Here is a 15,750-nt window from a genome sequence, read left to right as displayed (position 1 = left end):
GGCGACTCCTGATGCGGGCGTAGGGAGGGCGTGCCATACACCCGGCCTCCCACCGCGTCATCCCGGGGTCATCCGCTTGCCCATCATCGACGATCCCTGGTTCTGGGCGCTCGCCCTGCCCGCCTTCCTGCTGACCGGGATCAGCAAGGGCGGCTTCGCCTCCGGCGCCGGCAATGTCGCGGTGCCGCTGATGTCGCTGATCGTGCCTGCCCCGCAGGCCGCCGGCATCGCCCTGCCGGTGCTCTGCGCGATGGATATCTCCTCCATCCGCGCCTGGTGGGGGCGGTGGAGCGTCGATCAGCTGCGCATCATCCTGCCGGGCGGATTGCTGGGCATCGCCGCCGGGGCGGCGGTGTTCGGGCTGATGAGCAATGCGGCGGTGAAGCTGATGGTGGGCGGCATAGCGCTCGCCTTCCTGGCGCGCAGCCTGTGGCAGGCGCGCCCCGGCCGCGCCACGCCGGCGCCGGCCACACCCAGCCGGCTGCGCGGCGGCTTCTGGGGCATGGTTTCCGGCCTGACCAGCACGGTGGCCCATGCCGGCGGGCCGCCGCTGGCCGTCTATATGTATCCGCTGCGGCTGGACCGGGCGACGCTCGCGGCGACCACCGTCGTCTTCTTCGCGGTGATGAACTACGTGAAGCTCATCCCCTATGCGCTGCTCGGCCAGCTTTCCGCGACCAACCTGCTCACCAGCCTGCTGCTGCTGCCGATGGCCCCGCTGGGGGTGAAGCTGGGCATCTGGCTGCAATCGCGGATGAGCGACCGGGTCTTCTACCGCATCGTCTATGTGATGCTGGGCGTCACCGGCACGAAGCTGGTCTGGGACGGGTTTTCCGCCATTCTCTGATCAGCCTCCGGCGCGGTAGGCGGCCAGGATCTCCGCCCCGGACGTACCGGCCTTGGCCTCCCAGTCCCGCACCGCCTTGCCGCCGGCCTCCTTCAGCGCGGCCAGCAGGGGCGCGCCGGGGCGGGCGATGGTGACGCCATTTTCGCGCATCCGGGTCTGGTTCGCCGCGTCGCGGGTCTCCAGCAGGGTCCAGAGGCCGGCCTCGGTGCGGGTCGCGGCGCGTTCCAGGGCGGCGCGCTGGCCATCCTCCAGCGCCCGCAGCTTCGCCGGATCGCCGAAGGCGAGGCTGACGGGCATGGCGTAACCGATCTCGGTGAAGTGCGGCAGATGCTCCCACAGCCGCCGGCCGGCGCCGCCATCGCCGGAGGACAGCACGGCATCCAGTGACCCATCGGCCAGCCGTGTCGCCACCGCCTGGAAGCTCAGCAATTCCGCCGCCGCGCCCAGCGCGCGCAGCGTCTCGGTGCCCGTCGCGTCATAGGTCCGCACCTTCAACCCGCGCAGATCGGCCGGGGTGGCGATGGGGCGGCGGGACCAGATGCCGGTGGGCGGCCAGGGCGTGCAATGCAGCAGGGTGACGCCGAGCTTTTCCAGCGCCGCCAGATAGGCCGGGCGGGCGGCGGCCAGCAGCCGCTTGGCTTCCTCCGCCGAGGTGGCCAGGAAGGGCAGCGAGGACAGCAGGAAGACCGGATCGAGCCCGCCCAGCGCGCCGGCAAAGGCATCGCCGATGGCAAACCGCCCCTCCGCCACCGCGCGCGGCATGGCGGCGGAGCGCACGCCGCCCGGCGCGTCGAAGGCCGGCGTGATCTCCAGCGGCTTTGCGGCTTCTGCCAGCCGCACCAGGCCCTCGGCGGGCATGGCGCCGGCCGGATATTCGGTGGCAGCGGTCCAGGCACCGGTCGCCGGCTGGCCGGCGGCTTGTTGGGTCACCGACAGCAGGGGCATGGTGGCGGTCAGGGCGATCAGGTTGCGGCGGCGCATGGGGCGGGACTCCAGGGACGCCATCAGCATAGGACGGGACTCGGGTGATGACGGAACAAAGTCTTGGTGTGCTGGGTGGCATGGGCCCCCTGGCCTCGGCGCAGTTCATGCTGCGGCTGACGCTGCTGACCGATGCGGCGCGCGACCAGGACCATATCCCCGCCGTGCTCTGGTCCGACCCTCGCGTGCCGGACCGCACGGCGGCGCGCATCGCGGGCGGCGAGGACCCCCTGCCCGCCTTGCTGCGCGGCATCCGTGGCCTGGAAGCCGCCGGCTGCGGCGCCATCGCCATCCCCTGCAACACCGCCCATGGCTGGTTCGACGCCATGCAGGCGGCGACCCCCCTGCCGATCCTGCACATCGTCGATGCGGCGGAGGCGGAGCTTTTACGTCTGGGCGTCACCCCCGGCCCGATCGGGTTGATGGGCACCGCCGGCACCCTGGCGATGCGGCTCTATCAGGAAAGGCTGGCGCCGCGTGGCTGGACCTGCCTGGTACCGGATGAGGCGGAGATGACCCGCCTGGTCTCCCCCGGCATCGCCGAGGTGAAGGCCAATCGCGTCGCCGAAGCCTATGCCCCCCTGGCCGAGGCGGCCCAGCTTCTGGTGGCGCGCGGCGCGCGCGCGGTGGTGCTGGGCTGCACCGAAATCCCCCTCGGCATCGCCGCCGGCCCGGCCCTGCCCTTCCCGGTCTGCGACACGATCGACGGGCTGGCACGGGCCGCCATTGGCTGGGCGGGGCGCGCGGCTTCACACCCGATGTGAACGAAGCCAGGCAACTTCGGTTGCGCTGCGGCTTTCAAGAGAGGTCAGCTATCGCACCGCAGCAAAACCGGGGATGCCCTTGGACAATTTCACCCTGGCCACGCGCCGCTTCATCGCCACGCTCTACTGGATACCGGATTGGCTGGTCAGCCTGGCGCTGTTCGCCATCGCCATCGGCCTCGCCCTGCTGGCCAAGCGCTTCATCTTCCGCCTGGCCACCAACATGGTCAGCGAGAAGGATCTGTTCTGGCGCTCCCTGGTGCAGCGGACGGAAGGGCCGATCCGGCTCGCCCTCATCATCATCTGCCTCGGCTTCGCCGTCAGCGTCGCGCCGCTGACCTTCGGCCAGGCCAGCCTGTCCCGGCACCTGCTGCTGGTCTGCTTCATCTTCCTGGTGGGCTGGGTGGCGCGCACCGTGCTGCACATCTGGACCACCATCTACCTCCGCCGCTTCAAGCTGGATTCGGAGGATAACCTCCTCGCCCGCAAGCACACGACCCAGTCCCGCATCCTCCAGCGCGTGGCCGGCTGGCTGATTGTCACGATCACCATCGCGGTGGCGCTGATGACCTTCGAGGGGGTGCGGCAATACGGGGTTTCGCTGCTGGCCTCCGCCGGTGCGGCCGGCCTGGTGCTCGGCCTCGCGCTTCAGCCTTTGCTGAAGAACCTGGTCGCCGGCATTCAGCTCGCCGTGACCCAGCCGATCCGCCTGGAAGATGCGGTGATCGTCGAGGGGGAATGGGGCAATGTGGAGGAGGTGACGGCGACCTATGTCGTCATCCGCCTGTGGGACTGGCGCCGGATGGTGCTGCCGCTGAGCTACTTCCTGGAACACCCCTTCCAGAACTGGACCCGCGAAAGCGCCAGCCTGATCGGCACCGCGATGATCCATGTCGACTACACCGCCCCGGTCGAGGCGATGCGCCGCAAGCTGAACGAGATCGCCGCTGCCTCCCCGCTCTGGGACAAGCGGGTGGTGAACATGCAGGTCACGGAATTGCGGCCGCAGACCATGGAAGTGCGGATGCTGATCAGCTCGACCAATGCCGGCCGCACCTTCGACCTGCGCTGCGAGGTGCGGGAGAAGATGATCGCCTTCCTCCAGCAGGAATATCCGCATGCCCTGCCGCGCAATCGCGCCGAGCTGGAAGGGCACGAGGAACGCCCGATCGCGGTGCGGAGCGAGGTGGCGCGGCGGATACGGGCTGCCTGAGAAAGCGGGATCCGTGTTCGGATCGCCCCTGATTCACCAGCATGGTCCGCCGCTTCAGCGGCCTATTGCGGCATCCCCTCCGGGATCACCGTGGCGACCAGGCTGGAATCCAGCGCCTCGTATTCGTGGTAGCCGATGGTGGCGTAGAGCTCGGCGCGGGTCTGCATGCGGTCCAGCATCTTCATCGTGCCACCGTCGCGGTTGATGGCGGCGTAGAGGTCTTCCATCGCCTTGGCGGCGACGCGCAGATGGCTGACCGGCCAGATCACCATGGCATAGCCCAGCTCCTCGAACTCCTTCGCGGTGAAGAAGGGGGTGCGGCCGAATTCGGTCATGTTCGCCAGCAGCTTCACCCCCGGCATGCGGCGGGCAAACTCGGCGAACATGTCGCGGGTGACCAGGGCTTCGGGGAAGATCGCATCCGCGCCGGCGTCCAGGTAAAGCTGGGCGCGGGCCACGGCGGCATCCATGCCCTCGCTGGCCACGGCGTCGGTCCGGGCGATGATGTACAGGTGCTTCCGCGCCTTGCGGGCGGCGGCGACCTTGGCCGCCATGTCGCGGGCATCGGCCAGCTTCTTGTCGTTCAGATGGCCGCATTTCTTCGGCAGGAGCTGGTCTTCCAGATGCACGGCGCCGGCGCCGGCCTCCTCGAACACCCGCACCATGTGCATGACGTTCAGCGCCTCCCCATAGCCCGTATCGCCATCCACCAGGATCGGCAGGCCGGAGGCGCGGGCGACCTGGCGGATGAAGAAGGCGACCTCGTCCACGGTAATCATGCCGAGGTCGGGCAGGCCCATGGTGGCGGACATGGCGGCGCCGGACATGTAGAGCGATTCGAAGCCGGCCTTCTTCGCCAGCAGCGCGGCGATGCCGAGATGCGCGCCCGGCATCTGCAGGATCTGCGGCCGGTCCAGCAGGGCGCGGAAGCGCACCCCCGCGGGGGCGTCGGGCAGGTCGTCGGCGATCACATAGGGCATGGCAGGCTCCTTCGGTCAGCGCCGCCACGACTAACAGGGTGGTCCGGAGGCGACTAGCCTTCGCCGATATCCTCCGCCCAGACCTCCGGTCTCTCCGCCTGGAAGCGCCGCATCAGCGCGACGCAATCCGGATCGTCCAGCACCGTCACCTCCACCCCGCGCGACCGCAGGAAGTCCTCATTCCCGGCAAAACTGCGGTTTTCCCCGATCACAACTCGTGAAATGCCGAATTGCAGGATGGTGCCGGTGCACATCATGCAGGGGGTCAGGGTGGTGAACAGGATGGTGCCGGCATAGCTCCGCAGGCGTCCCACCTGGCGCAGGCAGTCCATCTCCCCATGCGCGATCGGGTCGCCCTGCTGCACCCGGCGGTTCCGCCCGGCGCCCAGCAGCCGGCCCTCCGCGCCAACGAGTACGGCGCCCACCGGCACCCCGCCCTCGGCAAACCCCGTCCGCGCCTGGTCCAGCGCCAGGGCCATGAACCCCGAAAAATCCATCAGACGGGCCGGAAGAAGATCAGGGTGACCAGCACGAACAGCGGCACCAGGAAGATCATCGCCCAGCCGCAATAGGCGAAGAAGGACGGCATGCGGATGCCGTTCTCCTCGACGATGGCCTTCACCATGAAGTTCGGCGCATTGCCGATATAGGAATTCGCGCCCATGAACACCGCCCCGCAGGAAATCGCCGCCAGCGTCATCGCGCCCTGCCCCATCAGCCAGAGCGGATCGCCGCCCGCCAGTTCGAAGAAGACGATGTAGGTCGGCGCATTGTCCAGGAAGCTCGAAAGCACCCCGGTCAGCCAGAAATACACCCAGGGGATCGGCGCCCCATCCGGGCCGGAGGTCAGCGCCACCAGCCCCGCCGCCGCGCCATCCGCGCCCGCGCGCAGAATGGCCAGCACCGGCGCCATGCAGATGAAGATGGCCGCGAACAGCTTGGCGACTTCCAGGATCGCGCCCCAGGCGAAGCCATTCGCCTCCCGCAGCTCCCGCGTTGTGAAAGCAACGGAGATGCCGGTGATGACCAGGAACAGCAGGATGCCGAGCACGCGCTCCACCTCCATCATCTGGCCCAGCACGCTGACGACGCCGAGCTTCACATAGCCCATGCCGATCACGACAGCGACGGTGGCCACCACCATCCAGACATTCAGCCAGCCCTCGATGCCGACCGCCTGCTTGTCCACCACCGGCGCCACCGGCTTCTCCCGGTTCCAGGCCAGCGTATCGAGCACCCAGTAGATGCCCAGAAGGATCACCGCGCAGGTGGCGAATTCGGCGAACAGGTGCGTGGTCGGCCAGAAGAAGGACACGCCGCGCAGGAAGCCGAGATACAGCGGCGGGTCGCCGACAGGGGAAAGGCTGCCGCCGATATTGGCCACCAGGAAGATGAAGAAGACGAAGGTATGGGTCTTGCGGCGGCGGAAGGCATTGGCGCGCAGCACCGGGCGGATCAGCAGCATCGCCGCGCCGGTGGTGCCCATCAGGCTGGCCAGGATGGTGCCGATGGCCAGCAGCGCGGTGTTCACGCCGGGCGTGCCGACCAGCGACCCCTTCAGCAGCACCCCGCCGCCGGCCGTGTACAGCGCCAGCAGCAGCGTGATGAAGGGGATGTATTCCAGCACCATCACATGGGTCAGCTCGTACCAGGCGGCGCCGGCGCCGAAGGTCGCGGCGAAGGGCAGCAGGAACAGCGCGCCCCAGAGGGCTGCGATCTTGCCGTAGTGGTGGTGCCAGAGATGCGCGGCGACCAGCGGCATCAGCGCGATGGACAGAAGGATGCCGACGAATGGAATGCCCCATGCCAGCGAAAGCTGCGCCCCGGGGACCCCCGCCGCCAGCGCATCCCCCGGCGCCAGCAGTAAACCGCCCGCCATGACCAGGCCGAGCGCACGCATCGCCGTCATCCAAGAACCCCCGTTAAGTCCGTCCCCGGCTGAACCCCTTAATCCCTCCCCGTCCCGGCGTCACGATAGGCGGGGCAAATGGTCCGCTCCGGCAGGATTGCTGTGGCCTGCCCTTTCCGCGAAGGCCCACCCGGCCTACCTTCCGGCCTGACAAAGCGGAGACCCCCTGCATGGAAATGACCGGCGAACGGCGCATCGGCGCCCCCCGCGAGAAGGTCTGGGAGGCATTGAACGACCCGGCCGTGCTCCAGGCCGCGATTCCGGGCTGCGAGAGCGTGGAGCGGATCGGCGACGACCAGTTCCAGGCCAAGGTCTCGATGAAGCTCGGCCCGATGTCGGCCAAGTTCGGCGGCAAGGTGCTGCTGTCCAATATCGTGCCCCCCGCCTCCTACACCATTTCCGGTGAGGGCCAGGGCGGCGCCATGGGCTTCGCCAAGGGCGGTGCCGATGTGGCGCTGGAGGAGCTGGGTCCCTCCGACACGCTGCTGAAGTACAATGTGAAGGCGCAGGTCGGCGGCAAGATGGCGCAGCTCGGCGCGCGGCTGATCGACAGCACCGCCAAGTCCATGGCCGATCAGTTCTTCGACCGCTTCGCCGCCCAGTTGCAGCCCGCCGAGCCGGTGGCGGTCGCCGGCACCGATACCGAATACCTGGCCGAGACCAGCGACGCCGCGCCGATCACCCATCATGGGGCGGAGGGTCTCTCCCCCGGCGGCCCGGTGCAGCGGCCGAACCCGGCGCCGGCCCAGATGCCGCTGCCGCTGCGCCTGCTGACCCAGGACTTCATGGGCTTCCCGGCCCAGGTCTGGATCGGTGGCGCGGCCATGATCGTCGTGCTCGCGCTCATCTTCCTGACGTGAGCCTGCCCGCGGACGTGCCGGCCACGCAGCGCCTGTTGGCGGAAGGCGGCTATGTCGCCGACCGCCAGTTGGCCACCACCGTCCATCTGGCGCTGCGCATGGGCCGGCCGCTGTTCCTGGAAGGCGAGCCCGGCACCGGCAAGACGGAAATCGCCAAGGTCCTGGCCGCCCAATTGCCGCGCCGGCTGGTGCGGCTGCAATGCTATGACGGCATGGATCTGGCCTCCGCCGCCTATGAGTGGAACCACGCCCGGCAGTTGATGGCGATCCGCCTGGCGGAGGCCAGCGGCGAGGCCGGCGACCGCGCGGCGCTGGAGGCCGGCATCTATGACCGCCGCTTCCTGCAGGCCCGCCCGCTGCTGGACGCGCTGGAAGGCGCGCCGGCCGTGCTGCTGATCGATGAGCTGGACCGCGCCGACGAACCCTTCGAGGCGTTTCTTCTCGAGATCCTGGCCGATTTCCAGATCAGCATCCCCGAACTCGGCCCGGTGAAGGCCGCCACCCCCCCGGTGGTCATCATCACCAGCAACCGGACGCGGGAGGTGCATGACGCCATCCGCCGCCGCTGCCTGTATCACTGGGTGGACTACCCCGACGCCGCCCGCGAACGCGCCATCCTGAAGCTGCGCGCCCCGCAGGTGAGCGAGGCGCTCTCGGCCCAGGTGGTGTCCTTCGTCCAGGCGGTGCGCAATGCCGACACCTTCAAGCCGCCCGGCGTCGCCGAGACCATCGACTGGGCCGCCGCCCTCTCGGCCCTTGATGCGCGGGAGCTGGAGCCGGCCTTGGTGGATGAAACCCTGGGCGCCCTGCTGAAATACCAGGACGATATTGCCAAGATCCGGGGCGCCGAGGCGGCGCGGCTGGTGGCCGAGGCGAAGCAGGCGACGGCGGCGTGATCCCCCCCAAGGCGGCGCTCGCCCTGCCGCCGGCGGGTCCGGGCGGCGCGCTGGCGGGCAATCTGCTCGCCTTCGGCCGGCTGCTGCGCCGCGCCGGGGTGCCGGTCGGGCCGACCGAAATGCTGGCCGGCGCCGCGGCGCTGGTCGAGATCGACCTCGGCACGCGCGGCGAGGTGCATGCGGCGCTGCGCGCCACCATGGTCCATCGCCACGAACATTTCTTCATCTTCGACCAGGCCTTCGGGATGTTCTGGCGCGACCCCGAGGCCGCGCGCCATGCCTCCGCCATGGCGATGATGGAGGGGATGCAGGAGCAGCAGAAGCCGCCGCCCGCCGCCCGACGCCTGGCGGAAGCCATGCAGGGCGACCGGCCGAAGCCGCCGAAACCCGCCGAGGAACCGCCCGAGGAACGCGTCGACATGACCTTCACGGTCAGCGAGCGCGAACGCCTCCAAAACATGGATTTCGAGGCGATGTCGGCCGCCGAGCTGGCCGCCGCCAAGCGCGAGATTTCCAGACTCGTGCTGCCGCTGGATGCCCGCCCCACCCGCCGCTTCCGCGCCGATCCCGGCGGCCCCTTCACCGACCTGCGCGCGACCGTGCGGAACAGCCTGCGCACGGGTGGCGAAATCCTGGACATTTCCCGCCGCCGCCGTGTGGTGCGGCCACCGCCGCTGGTGGCGCTGTGTGACATCTCGGGCTCCATGGCCCGCTATGCGCAGATCCTGATCCATTTCCTGCACGCCGTGGCGAATGACCGGGACCGGGTGCACAGCTTCCTGTTCGGCACGCGCCTGACCAATATCACCCGCCCGCTGCGCCATCGCGACGCCGAGGTGGCCTTCGAGGCCGTGGCCAAGGCGGTGCCAGACTGGTCCGGCGGCACCCGCATCGGCGATTCGCTCGATCTGTTCAACCGGCTCTGGTCGCGCCGGGTGCTCGGCCAGGGGGCGGTGGTGCTGCTCATCACCGATGGGCTGGACCGGGAGGGGGCGCGCGGCCTGTCGGAGGCGACGGAACGGCTTCAGAAAAGCTGCCGCCGGCTGATCTGGCTGAACCCGCTGTTGCGTTACGCCGCCTTCCAGCCCAAATCGCAGGGCATCCGGGCGATGCTGCCTTATGTGGACGAGTTCCGCCCGGTCCATAATCTGGCAAGCCTGCGCGAACTGGTCTCCGCTCTGTCGGGACCCCAAGCCGGGCGGATGAGGAGCGCGGCATGAGCGCTGATTCGGAAGACATTCTGGCGACTGCCGCCGCCTGGCGCGCGGCCGGGGAGGATGTGGCCATCGCCACGGTGGTGGAGACCTGGGGGTCCTCCCCGCGCCCCGCCGGGTCGCGGCTGGTGGTCACCGCCTCCGGCCGCATGGAGGGCAGCGTCTCCGGCGGCTGCATCGAGGGGGCCGTCGCCGATGCGGCGCGGCAGACCATGCAGTCCGGCGTCCCGCAATTGCTGGATTTCGGCATTTCGGACGACCGCGCCTGGGAAGTCGGGCTGGCCTGCGGCGGCAAGCTCAAGGTCTTCGTCGAGAAGCTCGGATGACCCCGGACCTTCTCGCCCGCCTCGCCGCCGCCCGCGCGGCGAAGCACCCCGTCGCCCTGCTGACCCGCCTGCCGGATGGCGCGCAGATGCTGCACCCCGGGGATGCGGTGCCGGAGGCGCTGGCCACGGAAGCGGAGGCCGCGCTGCGCGCCGATGCGGCGCGCAATGTGACGCTCGGCGCGGAAAGCTGGTTCATCCAGCCGCAGAACCCGCCGCTGCGGCTGATCGTGGTCGGCGCGGTGCATATCGCGCAGGCGCTGGTGCCGATGGCGGCCCGGCTCGGCTATGCCGTCACCGTCGTCGATCCGCGCCGCGCCTTCGCCACGGAGGAACGGCTGGGGGCGGAGGTCGCCATCTCCGGCGACTGGCCGGATGAGGCGATGACGGCCCTCGCCCCGGATACCCGGACGGCGGTGGTCACCCTGACCCACGACCCCAAGCTGGACGACCCGGCGCTGGAAGTCGCCCTGCGCAGCCCCGCCTTCTACATCGGCTGCCTCGGCAGCCGCCGCACCCATGCCAAGCGGCTCGACCGGCTGCGTGAAGCCGGGCTGGGCGAGGCGGAACTGGCCAAAATCCATGCGCCCGTGGGCCTCGATATCGGCGCGGTGACGGCGCCCGAGATCGCCGTCTCCATCCTCGCCCAGATCGTCGCATCCCGCCGCGGGCCAAAATCGGAAAAGAAATGAACTTCGGACCCACCCCGCTGGAGGAGGCGCGCGGCGCCATCCTCGCCCATACCGTTCGACTGACGGGCAAGGTCCTGAAGAAGGGCACGGTGCTGGACGAGGCGGCGATCGCCGCGCTGCGCGAGGCGGGGCGGCGCGATGTCATCACCGCCCGCCTCGATTCCGGCGATGTGCCGGAGGATGAGGCGGCGGATCGCATCGCCGATGCGCTGATGGCGCCGCTGATCGCCCGTTCCCGCGCCGCCACCGGGCGGGTGAACCTGTTCGCCGAAAGCCCGGGGCTGTTCTCCCTCGACGCCGCGCTGATCGAGCGGATCAATGCGGTGGATGAAAGCGTCACCATCGCCACGCTGCCCAATCACAGCGTGGTCGAGACGAAGGAGATGCTGGCCACCATCAAGATCATCCCCTTCGCGGTGCCCGGCCGGGTGCTGGCGGTGGTGGAGGCGATTGCCCGCGGCCGCCGTGGCGGCCCGGCGCTGGCGGTGCAGCCCTTCCAGCCGCTCAGCGTCGGGCTGGTGCTGACGGAACTGCCCGGCATCAAGGAAAGCGTCATGGAAGGCGCGGTGGAGGCGACCGAGACCCGCATCCGCGCCTTGCTCGGCACCATGCTGCCGGTGGAACGCGTGCGGCATGAGGAAGGGCCGGTGGCGGATGCGCTGACCCGCCTCAAGCGCGCCGGGGCCGAGCTGCTGCTGATCGCCGGCGCCTCCGCCGTGGTCGACCGCCGCGATGTCGGCCCGGCCGCGATCATCCGCGCCGGCGGCACGATCGAGCATTTCGGCATGCCGGTGGACCCGGGCAACCTGATCTGCCTCGGCCGTGTCGGGGACGTGCCGGCCCTGGTGCTGCCCGGCTGCGCCCGCAGCCCGAAGCTGAACGGCTTCGACTGGGTGCTTGCCCGCGTCTTCGCCGGCCGCAAGGTGACGGCGCGGGAGGTGATGGGCATGGGCGTTGGCGGGCTGCTGAAGGAAATCGAGCAGCGCCCCCTGCCCCGCGCCGAGGCACCACGTACCCCGCCGCTGAATTCCGCGCCGCGCCGCGCCCGCAATGTCTGCGCCCTGGTGCTGGCCGCCGGCCGGTCCCGCCGCATGGCACCGCTGAACAAGCTGCTGGTGCCGGACAGCAAGGGCGTGCCGATGATTCTGCGTGTTGTCGACAATGTCCTGGCCTCGCACGCCTCGCCGGTCATCGTCGTGACGGGGCATGAGCGGGAACGTGTGGAGGAGGCGCTGGCTGGCCGCCCGGTGCTGTTCGCCCATGCGGAGAACTACGCCGATGGCCTCTCGGCCTCGCTGAAGGCCGGGCTGGCGGCGGTACCGGCGGAGGCGGAGGGCATCATGGTCTGCCTCGGCGACATGCCGCTGGTGACAGCCGCCATGTTCGACCGGCTGCTATCCGCCTTCGACCCGGAGGAAAGCCGCGCCATCGTGCAGCCCACCTTCCGCGGCAAGCAGGGCAATCCGATGCTCTGGTCGCGTGAATTCCTGCCGCAGATGCTGGCCATCACCGGTGACATCGGCGCCCGCCACCTGGCCGCCCAGCATGCCGACCGCATGGTGGAGGTGGAGATGGCGAGCGACGCGGTGCTGCGCGACTTCGACACGACGGAAAGCCTGAAGGGCCTGCCGGATGCGGCGACACCGCGCCGCTGAGCTCCACAGCGGATCGGCCGGTCGATGTCTGCCGTCTGATCGCGGAAGTGCCCCTGGCCGAACATGCGCGGCGCGCCGATGCCTCGCATGACGACCTGACGCCCGAGCTTTGGAGCTTCCGCAAGCCCTTCGCCCCGCGCGCCAAGATTGCGACGCGATGCGCAGGGGCTGCACCTCGCGCTGCGGCTTGAGAACCAGGGCAGCGCCACCTGGCTGCCCTCCGGCGCGCAGCGCGGCGCGGTCGATCTCGGCCTGCTGCTGCTGAAGCCGGATGGGACGCTGGCCGACCGCAACTGGCGCCGCCACCCACTGCCCAAGGCACGCTGCCGCCGGGCGGGGGCGACTTCTCCTCGCCCTGCCCGCTGGCGCGGCGCTGTCGATGGACCTGGTGGCGGAACATGTGCGCTGGTTCGGGAAGCCGGGGCTCGGCCAGCGTCTCAGCCTGCCGGGATAGCCTCGCCCGGCACCATCGCCGCCCGCACCATGGCGCTGTCCACATACTGCGTCATCCGGGCGATTTGCCCGTCGCGCAGTTCATACAGATGCGCGAAGCTGGCCCGCATCGCCCGACCGGTGGCGCGGTAGGTGCCGGAATAGACGCCGAAGGCGGCGACACGGTCGCCATCCTCCAGGAAGGTATGGACCTCGGCGCGGTAGCCGATCCACGCGCGGCCCAGCCGTCGGAACACGCCGGCCAGGATCGCCTCCGGCCCGACATAGCTGCCGGCATAGGGGAAGCCCTCCGCCTCCGTTCATTCGGCATCCGGCGCGAGGGGCCGCGAGCAGGTTGCGGCCATTCTCCCCCGAACTGCCCTCATAGGTGGCGCGGATCAGGTCGAGGTTGGCGGACATGCTCAGCCCCACGGCATCTCGCCGGTCGCGACCCGGGCACCGATGTCGATCGCCACTTCCATGCCGAGGCCCGGGAAGCGCGCCTTCATCGCCGCATTCAGCGCCGCGCCATTGGCGGCGCGGCCCAGCTCCTCCTCGAAGGCAGTGAGATAGGCCAGGGTATGCGTCACGGCTGAGAGGTCGGTCGGTGCCTGCGGCGTCATGTGGCCCGGCACCACCACGGCCGGCCGGCGCGCCGCGATGCGCTCCAGATTGGCGCGCCAGGCAGCCCGCAGCGCGGGCGTCTGGGTATCGGCGGTCCAGACATGCACGCCGGCGAAGATCAGCACGCCGCCGACCACGGCCCGAAGCTCCGGCACATAAAGATAGCGGCGGTTTTCCATGCCCTCGGCGGCGACGATCTCGACGGTGGCGCCATCCACGGTCAGGGCGCTGCCGGTGAAGGGCGCGGGGATCACCACCTCCGCCAGGCTGGCCGGACCGTTGTCGCGCAGCTGCGGGCTCCAGGTGGCGAGCTTCTTCTCCACATTGCCCTGGATCGCGGCAATGGTCTCGGGCGCGGCGAGGATGCGGGCCTCCGGGAAGGCATCGCGCAGCGGGCGCAGGCCGAAGTAGTAATCGGGATCGCTCTGGCTGATGTAGATGGTGGTCAGGCGGCGACCGCTGGCGCGCACCGCCTCCACGGTCGCGCGGCCATCGGAGAGGGTGAAGCCGCCATCGACGAGCACGGCTTCCGTCGCGCCGGAAATCAGCACCGGGGCGCGGAAGAAGCCGGTCGGGCCGGCCGGCAGGTGGCGCAGGGTCAGGCTGGCGGCCGCGGCGGGCATTGCGGTGGCGGCGAGGGCGGCGGTCATCAGGGTTCTCCTCGTGGTCATGGCCCAGGTCTCCTTCGAAAAATGTCAGGCGGCGGCCAGGCTGCCGAGCAGCGCATCCGCGCCCCCGAACAGCACGCTCGCCGGCAGCAGGCGGCAGGAGGGGCCGGTGCCGACGACCAGCGCCGGCACACCCTCCGCGCCCATCTCCTGCATCAGGGCCTGGCTGGCGGTGATGTGCTGGCCCAGCGCCGCGCGCAGCGCCGCATCGGGCGCGGCGAGGCGGGCGGCGGCGTCCGGCAGGCCGGCCTCCGTCAGGATGCGCGCCAGGAGGGCGGTGTCGGTGATGTCCTCGCCGGCCACGTAGCGTGCGTGCTGGATCGCCCGCAGCGCCGGCCGCATCCGGTCCGGGTCGGTGAGCACAACGGCGGTCAGCGCCAGCGTCGCCGGGCCGGAATCGAACAGCCGGGCGGTGTCGGCCAACACCCTGTGGCGATAGGCCTCGCTGAAGACCTGGCCGGTCAGCCGCGCGATGCGCTGGTCGTTGGACCAGGCATAGGCGGCGAAACGCGGCTCCATGGGCCGCGCGCCCGCGCCGGCGAACAAGCCGGTCGGGGCGAGCTCCAGCGCCAGGCCGGGCAGGCTGGCGAGCTGGTCCAGCACCGGCGCGGCGCCGTAGCACCAGCCGCAGAGCGGGTCGAAGAGGTAGGTGATCGGCGTCCCTGTCGTCATGGCGGTGCTCCTGCCGCCGAGAAATGGCATGCGGGGACTGGTGCGATAAGGCCGACGGATCGGACATATCGTCTGCATTAACTTGACAACTGAGGTCCCGCCCTGCCCCTGTGGCGCGGCATGAACCTCAACCGCCTCGCCTATTTCGCCGCCGTCGTGGACACCGGCTCCTTCACCCGCGCGGCTGCCCGGCTCGGCATCACCAAGGCGGTGGTCAGCCAGCAGGTCCAGCTTCTGGAGCGGGAGACCGGCACCACCCTGCTGGTCCGCACCACCCGCCGCGTGAACCCCACCGAGGCCGGCCGCCTGTTCCATGCCCGCTGCACCCTGCTGCTGCGGGAGGCCGAGGACGCCTATGCCGAGCTCGCCCAGGCGGTCGCGGCGCCCACCGGCACGCTGCGGCTGACGGCGCCGAACGATTATGGCGTGGCGCGGCTGGTGCCGGTGGTCACCGCCTATCTGGCGCGCCACCCGGCGATGCGGGTGGAGCTGACGCTGGGCGATGCGGCGCTGGACCTGGTCTCCGGCGCGCTGGACCTCGCCATCCGCGTCGGCTGGCTGACCGATTCCAGCCTTCAGGCACGGCGCATCGGCGGCTTTCAGCAGCTTCTGGTGGGCAGCCCCACCTTCGCCGAGGCCATCGCGGCCCTGCGGGCGCCGGAGGATGTCGCCCGCCTGCCCTTCATTGCCAATGCCGCGCTGCGCGACCCGCTGCTGTGGCAGTTCTCCCAGGGCGCGCTGGAGCGCCGCGCCGTGCGGCTGGGCGCGTCGCTGTCCATCGACACCACGCCGGGCGCGCTGGCGGCGGTGCGGGCCGGTGCCGGGCTGTCGGTGCTGCCGGACTTCCTGGTGAGCGGACTGCTCGCATCCGGACAGTTGGTGCGGGCGCTGCCGGATTGGCAATTGCCTTCGGGCGGCATCCACGCCGTTCTGCCGGCCGCGCGCTTCCGGCCGGCCAAGGTCACCAGCTTCCTGGCGCTGCTGATGGAGGCCGAGAAGCACGCGGCCGCGCCCGGTTGA

General features: G+C 70.3%; 16 protein-coding genes and 1 pseudogene. 10 read left to right on the top strand and 7 right to left on the bottom strand.

Going from position 1 to position 15,750, the window contains the following annotated elements:
- Window positions 1-76: 76 nt before the first annotated feature.
- Window positions 77-847 (top strand): sulfite exporter TauE/SafE family protein, encoded by a 771-nt coding sequence (locus JJQ90_RS16215; RefSeq protein ID WP_216877137.1) that lies wholly within the window; start codon window positions 77-79, stop codon window positions 845-847.
- Here JJQ90_RS16215 and JJQ90_RS16210 read toward each other — a convergent pair whose 3' ends face one another.
- On the bottom strand, window positions 848-1,828 hold the full coding sequence (locus tag JJQ90_RS16210) for a TRAP transporter substrate-binding protein (RefSeq protein WP_216877135.1): 981 nt from the start codon (window positions 1,826-1,828) through the stop codon (window positions 848-850). It lies immediately after the preceding gene.
- Window positions 1,829-1,875: 47 nt separating this feature from the next.
- On the opposite strand from JJQ90_RS16210, the gene cuyB reads away from it, so the two are divergent.
- Both cuyB and JJQ90_RS16200 read left to right on the top strand, forming a co-directional pair.
- Window positions 1,876-2,592: a cysteate racemase gene (cuyB, locus tag JJQ90_RS16205; RefSeq protein WP_216877133.1), complete on the top strand. Its 717-nt coding sequence runs from the start codon at window positions 1,876-1,878 to the stop codon at window positions 2,590-2,592.
- A 73-nt stretch (window positions 2,593-2,665) separates the two neighbouring features.
- Window positions 2,666-3,805, top strand: coding sequence for a mechanosensitive ion channel family protein (locus JJQ90_RS16200; RefSeq protein ID WP_230410716.1), 1,140 nt, complete (start codon window positions 2,666-2,668; stop codon window positions 3,803-3,805).
- 62 nt (window positions 3,806-3,867) lie between these two features.
- Here JJQ90_RS16200 and prpB read toward each other — a convergent pair whose 3' ends face one another.
- Genes prpB through JJQ90_RS16185 form a run of 3 tightly spaced genes read right to left on the bottom strand, consistent with a single transcriptional unit; the run spans window position 3,868 to window position 6,694 of the window.
- Complete coding sequence (gene prpB, locus JJQ90_RS16195) at window positions 3,868-4,785, bottom strand: methylisocitrate lyase (RefSeq protein ID WP_216877131.1); 918 nt, start codon at window positions 4,783-4,785, stop codon at window positions 3,868-3,870.
- Window positions 4,786-4,838: 53 nt separating this feature from the next.
- Window positions 4,839-5,264 carry a nucleoside deaminase gene (locus JJQ90_RS16190; RefSeq protein WP_230410715.1) on the bottom strand — a complete coding sequence of 142 codons (426 nt, stop codon included), beginning with the start codon at window positions 5,262-5,264 and terminating at the stop codon, window positions 4,839-4,841.
- Between the two features lie 17 nt (window positions 5,265-5,281).
- The gene (locus tag JJQ90_RS16185; protein ID WP_216877127.1) at window positions 5,282-6,694 is read right to left on the bottom strand and encodes a sodium:proton antiporter; all 1,413 of its coding nucleotides are present in this window, start codon (window positions 6,692-6,694) and stop codon (window positions 5,282-5,284) included.
- A 170-nt stretch (window positions 6,695-6,864) separates the two neighbouring features.
- On the opposite strand from JJQ90_RS16185, the gene JJQ90_RS16180 reads away from it, so the two are divergent.
- Genes JJQ90_RS16180 through JJQ90_RS16155 form a run of 6 tightly spaced genes read left to right on the top strand, consistent with a single transcriptional unit; the run spans window position 6,865 to window position 12,334 of the window.
- The gene (locus JJQ90_RS16180) at window positions 6,865-7,554 is read left to right on the top strand and encodes an SRPBCC family protein (protein ID WP_216877125.1); all 690 of its coding nucleotides are present in this window, start codon (window positions 6,865-6,867) and stop codon (window positions 7,552-7,554) included.
- Window positions 7,551-8,450, top strand: coding sequence for an AAA family ATPase (locus tag JJQ90_RS16175; RefSeq protein ID WP_329959455.1), 900 nt, complete (start codon window positions 7,551-7,553; stop codon window positions 8,448-8,450). The genes JJQ90_RS16180 and JJQ90_RS16175 overlap by 4 nt, the downstream gene beginning before the upstream one ends.
- Complete coding sequence (locus JJQ90_RS16170) at window positions 8,447-9,670, top strand: vWA domain-containing protein (RefSeq protein WP_377099109.1); 1,224 nt, start codon at window positions 8,447-8,449, stop codon at window positions 9,668-9,670. Before JJQ90_RS16175 ends, JJQ90_RS16170 begins: the two co-directional genes overlap by 4 nt.
- Window positions 9,667-9,990, top strand: coding sequence for an XdhC family protein (locus JJQ90_RS16165; RefSeq protein ID WP_216877124.1), 324 nt, complete (start codon window positions 9,667-9,669; stop codon window positions 9,988-9,990). Before JJQ90_RS16170 ends, JJQ90_RS16165 begins: the two co-directional genes overlap by 4 nt.
- A complete protein-coding gene (locus tag JJQ90_RS16160; protein WP_216877122.1) occupies window positions 9,987-10,679 on the top strand; it encodes an XdhC family protein in 693 nt (230 codons plus the stop codon). The genes JJQ90_RS16165 and JJQ90_RS16160 overlap by 4 nt, the downstream gene beginning before the upstream one ends.
- The gene (locus JJQ90_RS16155) at window positions 10,676-12,334 is read left to right on the top strand and encodes an NTP transferase domain-containing protein (protein WP_216877120.1); all 1,659 of its coding nucleotides are present in this window, start codon (window positions 10,676-10,678) and stop codon (window positions 12,332-12,334) included. The genes JJQ90_RS16160 and JJQ90_RS16155 overlap by 4 nt, the downstream gene beginning before the upstream one ends.
- 437 nt (window positions 12,335-12,771) lie before the next feature.
- On the opposite strand, the pseudogene JJQ90_RS16150 reads toward JJQ90_RS16155, so the two are convergent.
- The 3 genes and pseudogenes from JJQ90_RS16150 to JJQ90_RS16140 all read right to left on the bottom strand — a co-directional run.
- Window positions 12,772-13,056 (bottom strand): annotated as a pseudogene (locus JJQ90_RS16150) (nuclear transport factor 2 family protein); the annotation flags it as partial.
- 132 nt (window positions 13,057-13,188) lie between these two features.
- On the bottom strand, window positions 13,189-14,040 hold the full coding sequence (locus JJQ90_RS16145) for an MBL fold metallo-hydrolase (protein ID WP_230410714.1): 852 nt from the start codon (window positions 14,038-14,040) through the stop codon (window positions 13,189-13,191).
- 45 nt (window positions 14,041-14,085) lie between these two features.
- Window positions 14,086-14,730, bottom strand: coding sequence for a DsbA family protein (locus tag JJQ90_RS16140; RefSeq protein WP_216877116.1), 645 nt, complete (start codon window positions 14,728-14,730; stop codon window positions 14,086-14,088).
- A 120-nt stretch (window positions 14,731-14,850) separates the two neighbouring features.
- Between JJQ90_RS16140 and JJQ90_RS16135 the strand changes: the two genes are divergently transcribed.
- Window positions 14,851-15,750: a LysR family transcriptional regulator gene (locus JJQ90_RS16135; RefSeq protein ID WP_216877114.1), complete on the top strand. Its 900-nt coding sequence runs from the start codon at window positions 14,851-14,853 to the stop codon at window positions 15,748-15,750.

Source organism: Falsiroseomonas oleicola (genome assembly GCF_019029495.1).
GTDB lineage: Bacteria > Pseudomonadota > Alphaproteobacteria > Acetobacterales > Acetobacteraceae > Falsiroseomonas > Falsiroseomonas oleicola.
This window is presented reverse-complemented; position numbering and strand designations above follow the sequence as displayed.

What these genes read in the sequence shown, in the direction of transcription:
- JJQ90_RS16210 (WP_216877135.1), bottom strand. Translation starts at nt 1,828, where the DNA reads ATGCGCCGCCGCAACCTGATCGCCCTGACCGCCACCATGCCCCTGCTG.
- cuyB (WP_216877133.1), top strand. Translation starts at nt 1,876, where the DNA reads ATGACGGAACAAAGTCTTGGTGTGCTGGGTGGCATGGGCCCCCTGGCC.
- JJQ90_RS16200 (WP_230410716.1), top strand. Translation starts at nt 2,666, where the DNA reads ATGCCCTTGGACAATTTCACCCTGGCCACGCGCCGCTTCATCGCCACG.
- prpB (WP_216877131.1), bottom strand. Translation starts at nt 4,785, where the DNA reads ATGCCCTATGTGATCGCCGACGACCTGCCCGACGCCCCCGCGGGGGTG.
- JJQ90_RS16190 (WP_230410715.1), bottom strand. Translation starts at nt 5,264, where the DNA reads ATGGCCCTGGCGCTGGACCAGGCGCGGACGGGGTTTGCCGAGGGCGGG.
- JJQ90_RS16185 (WP_216877127.1), bottom strand. Translation starts at nt 6,694, where the DNA reads ATGACGGCGATGCGTGCGCTCGGCCTGGTCATGGCGGGCGGTTTACTG.
- JJQ90_RS16180 (WP_216877125.1), top strand. Translation starts at nt 6,865, where the DNA reads ATGGAAATGACCGGCGAACGGCGCATCGGCGCCCCCCGCGAGAAGGTC.
- JJQ90_RS16165 (WP_216877124.1), top strand. Translation starts at nt 9,667, where the DNA reads ATGAGCGCTGATTCGGAAGACATTCTGGCGACTGCCGCCGCCTGGCGC.
- JJQ90_RS16160 (WP_216877122.1), top strand. Translation starts at nt 9,987, where the DNA reads ATGACCCCGGACCTTCTCGCCCGCCTCGCCGCCGCCCGCGCGGCGAAG.
- JJQ90_RS16155 (WP_216877120.1), top strand. Translation starts at nt 10,676, where the DNA reads ATGAACTTCGGACCCACCCCGCTGGAGGAGGCGCGCGGCGCCATCCTC.
- JJQ90_RS16145 (WP_230410714.1), bottom strand. Translation starts at nt 14,040, where the DNA reads ATGACCGCCGCCCTCGCCGCCACCGCAATGCCCGCCGCGGCCGCCAGC.
- JJQ90_RS16140 (WP_216877116.1), bottom strand. Translation starts at nt 14,730, where the DNA reads ATGACGACAGGGACGCCGATCACCTACCTCTTCGACCCGCTCTGCGGC.
- JJQ90_RS16135 (WP_216877114.1), top strand. Translation starts at nt 14,851, where the DNA reads ATGAACCTCAACCGCCTCGCCTATTTCGCCGCCGTCGTGGACACCGGC.